The following is a 4144-nucleotide window of genomic DNA, read 5'->3' as shown; positions in this document are numbered from 1 at the left end:
CAATGGCAACAATTGAAAGACCGGGCTAACCAAGTCAATCTAACTCCTTCCGGGGTATTGCTAAGTGCTTTTGCTGAAATCCTCAGCCAGTGGAGCAAAAGCGCGAAATTTACCATCAATCTTACCCTGTTTCATCGTCTATCCCTACATCCCCAAGTCAATGACCTTGTAGGGGACTTTACCTCGCTGACACTTTTAGAAGTAGACAACTCAGTCCCTAATTCGTTTACTACCCGTGCTCAACAATTACAACAGCAACTGTGGCAGGATTTAGACCACGGCTATGTTAGTGGTTTGCAGGTTCAGCGAGAACTAAGCCGTCGGCAACAGAGTTATCAATTTATGCCAGTGGTTTTTACCAGCACCCTGGGTATGGACTCATTTGGTCACAACAGATCAATCTTGAATCAATTAGGAGAGGTGGTCTATAGCATCAGCCAAACACCACAAGTCTGGCTGGATCATCAAGTCAGTGAGCAAAATGGAGCATTAGTATTCAACTGGGATGCGGTCGAAGAACTTTTCCCTGAAGGTCTTCTCGACGATATCTTTGGAGCTTACTACCATTTTCTTGAGCAGCTAGCTACTTCCGACTCAGCTTGGGTTGAGACTCATCGGCAATTATTACCAGAAGCGCAATTGTCCCAACGAATTGCGGTGAATAATACAGGCGCACCCATTTCTGAAGAAACCTTACACAGTCTGTTTATTAACCAGGTACAAGCGCGAGCTACTTCCCCAGCAGTCATTACCCCAGAGCGCACGCTCACTTATCAAGAATTATACCAACGCGCCAATCAATTAGGACATCGATTGCGGCAGTTGGGAGTCACTGTCAACACGCTGGTTGCTGTCGTGATGGACAAAGGGTGGGAGCAGATTGTCGCGGTACTAGGAATCTTAATGTCCGGGGCGGCTTATTTGCCCATTGATCCCGGACTTCCCCAGGAACGACAGTGGTACCTGCTTGCACAAGGGCAAGTCAAGCTGGTTGTGACTCAGCCTCAGCTAGATCGCGCTCTGTCTTGGCAATCAGGTATTCAGCGTTTATATGTTGAGACTGAGGAGTTGAAACAAAGCAACTCTAGTCACATAGAATCAGTGCAGTCTCCCTGTGATTTAGCTTATATCATTTACACTTCCGGTTCCACAGGTCTACCCAAAGGGGTGATGATTGACCATCGCGGTGCAGTCAATACCATATTAGACATCAATGACCGCTTTGGAATTGGATCATCTGACCGCGTGTTAGCCCTGTCAGCGTTGAATTTTGACCTGTCAGTGTACGATATCTTTGGTATTCTGGCGGCAGGAGGAGCAATTGTCATCCCTGCACAAGAAGCAAGCAAAGACCCCGCTCACTGGCTAGAGTTAATGGTATCAAGTGAAGTGACCCTGTGGAATTCAGTTCCGGCGCTGATGCAGATGTTGGTGGAATATTTGTCCACACAACCGGGAAAAGCACCGACATCACTGCGATTGGCTTTGTTGAGTGGGGATTGGCTACCTCTTAGTTTACCAGGGCAAATTCAAGCGCTGTGGTCAAATCTCAAGATAGTGAGTTTGGGAGGAGCAACCGAAGCTTCCATTTGGTCGATTTGCTATGAGATTTCGACAGTAAACCCAAATTGGAAGAGTATTCCCTATGGACAACCGCTCTTGAATCAACGTTTTTATGTCTTCAATGAGTTGATGGAACCAAGTCCTGTGTGGGTTTCCGGACAGCTTTATATCGGGGGTATAGGACTGGCATTAGGTTACTGGCAAGATGAAGACAAGACAAAAGCCAGCTTTATTACCCATCCCGTCACTAAAGAGCGGTTGTACAAAACTGGCGATTTGGGACGCTATTTGCCCGATGGCAATATTGAGTTTCTGGGGCGGGAAGATTTTCAGGTCAAAATCAATGGTTACCGCATTGAGCTTGGTGAAATTGAGGCGGCATTGAAACAACATCCCATGATTAAGGAGGTGGTGGTTACTGCAGTGAGAGAGTCACAAAAGAACAAGCAGCTTATAGCTTATGTTGTCCCCGCTCAAGAATCTATCTCCACCAATCCGCTTTCACCAAATCAAAATTTAGTAGAAGCTTACCAACCCCGTCAACTTGAAGGAGTGGTACTCGACCCTGTAGAGCGGATTGAATTTAAGCTCAAGCAACCGGGATTACGACAGCTAGAATCTTCTCAAACCAGTATCCAGTTGCCCAAACCTGAATTTGATGAAGCCCTAACCCAAGCATACCTTGAGCGTCAAAGTTATAGGCAATTTCTACCTCAACCTATCTCCTTGGAACAGTTTAGCCTTAGTTTAAGCTGCCTTTCTCAGATGAAACTGGATGATTATCCTCTACCAAAATATCGTTATCCTTCTGCTGGGAGTCTTTATCCTGTGCAGACTTACTTATTCATCAAACCCAACCGAGTAGAACACCTCGAAGCAGGTATATACTATTATCATCCCGCTGACCACCGTTTGGTGTTACTCACTGCAAAGAGCGAAATTGAAAGCAGTATATATGGTGGCAATCAACCACTTTTTGAGCAATCCGCCTTTCAGTTGTTTTTGATTGGCAAACTAAGTGCTATTACCCCGATGTATGGGGAACGGGCAATGGACTTCTGTCTCCTAGAAGCGGGTCATATTGGTCAGTTGCTGATGAACTCCGCACCAGTACACCAAATTGGACTCTGTCCCATTGGCTACCTAGAATTTGCCGAACTGCAAGATTTATTTAGGCTGGAATCAAGTCAGGTTCTGCTTTATAGCTTTGTGGGTGGGAAAATAGATTTAGCTCATACCAAGCAGTGGTTATCACCCAAAACGACTCAGAGGTCGCAGTCAATTTCTGACCAGTTGCGGGAGTACCTTCAGCAGAAGCTACCGGAGTACATGGGCATTGCTGAATATATTCTCCTAGATGCCTTGCCTCTAACCCCCAATGGAAAGGTAGACCGCAAGGCGCTGCCCAGCCTCAATATAGCGTCGAAGTCAGAAGTGGTCTTAGCGCCTCCAAAAACTGAAATGGAGCGAACTTTAGCCAAAATTGTGCAAGAACTCCTTCAGATAGAAGCAGTAAGTATCCATAATAATTTCTTTGAGTTGGGGATGGATTCACTGAAATTAGTGCAGTTGAGAAACCAGTTGCTTTCCTCACTAAAAGTAAACGTGTCTATGAAGCAATTGTTGGTAGAAACAACCAATATTGCAGAACTGGCTTTGGCTGTGGATGAGCAATTAACATTAGCAAAAATCAAACAAAAGCCCTTATCTACTCAACCTAGCGATGATAAGGAGAGATTCACATTATGAACAGAAATGAACTTTTAACTGAACTCGACAAACGTGGTGTGAAATTATGGGTTGAAAATGACCAATTAAGTATTGAAGCACCAAAAGGAGTATTGACAAAAGAGCTACTTGACTCATTGGCAAAGCATAAATTAGAGATTATCCGCTTGCTACGCTTAACCGATACAAACGCAACTTCTCTACCAATCATTAAGCCAGATCCTAGCAGGCGATACGAACCTTTTCCTCTGACTGACATCCAGCAAGCTTATTGGGTGGGGCGCAGTGGCATATTTGAGTTAGGCAATGTAGCCATTAATGGTTACATTGAATTTGAAGCTAGCAATTTAGACTTGTCACGGCTTACATATGCTTGGCAGAAGTTAATTGAGCGCCACGATATGCTGCGAGCAATCGTTCTGCCTACAGGTGAGCAACAGATTTTAGAGAAAGTTCCATGCTATGAAATTTCAATATTGGATCTGCGAGGACTGGAAAGGAAAGAAGTAGACGCTCAATTAGAAGCCATTCGAGAAAAATTATCCCACCAAGTGTTACCGTCACAGCAGTGGCCCTTGTTCGATATTCGAGCCACTTATTTGGATAAGGGGCACGTTCGACTTCACATCAGTATAGATTTATTGATGATGGATGCTGCGAGTGCTCGAATTTTGTACCAGGAGTGGAATAAACTTTACCAGAATCCTGAGCTTTTATTGCCGCCGTTGGAACTATCATTCCGGGATTATGTTATCAATAAGAAAGTTTTGGAAGATCCAGATTTGGTGAAGCGATCGCAGGATTACTGGTTCAGCCGTTTAGACACTTTACCCCCAGCACCTGAATTACCTCT

The 4144-nt window shown here is 44.8% G+C and carries 2 protein-coding genes; both read left to right on the top strand.

Annotated features, from left to right (window positions below; translation table 11 throughout):
* A partial coding sequence (locus AC5590_RS18995) for a non-ribosomal peptide synthetase (protein ID WP_169268903.1) occupies positions 1–3312 on the top strand: 3312 nt, incomplete at its 5' end.
* Positions 3309–4144 (top strand): TubC N-terminal docking domain-related protein (locus tag AC5590_RS18990; protein ID WP_248277437.1); only part of this gene is annotated, 836 nt, incomplete at its 3' end. The genes AC5590_RS18995 and AC5590_RS18990, both read left to right, overlap by 4 nt.

Origin of the sequence: Brasilonema octagenarum UFV-OR1 (genome assembly GCF_963888615.1) — a bacterium.
GTDB classification, from domain to species: Bacteria; Cyanobacteriota; Cyanobacteriia; order Cyanobacteriales; family Nostocaceae; genus Brasilonema; species Brasilonema sennae.
This window is presented reverse-complemented; position numbering and strand designations above follow the sequence as displayed.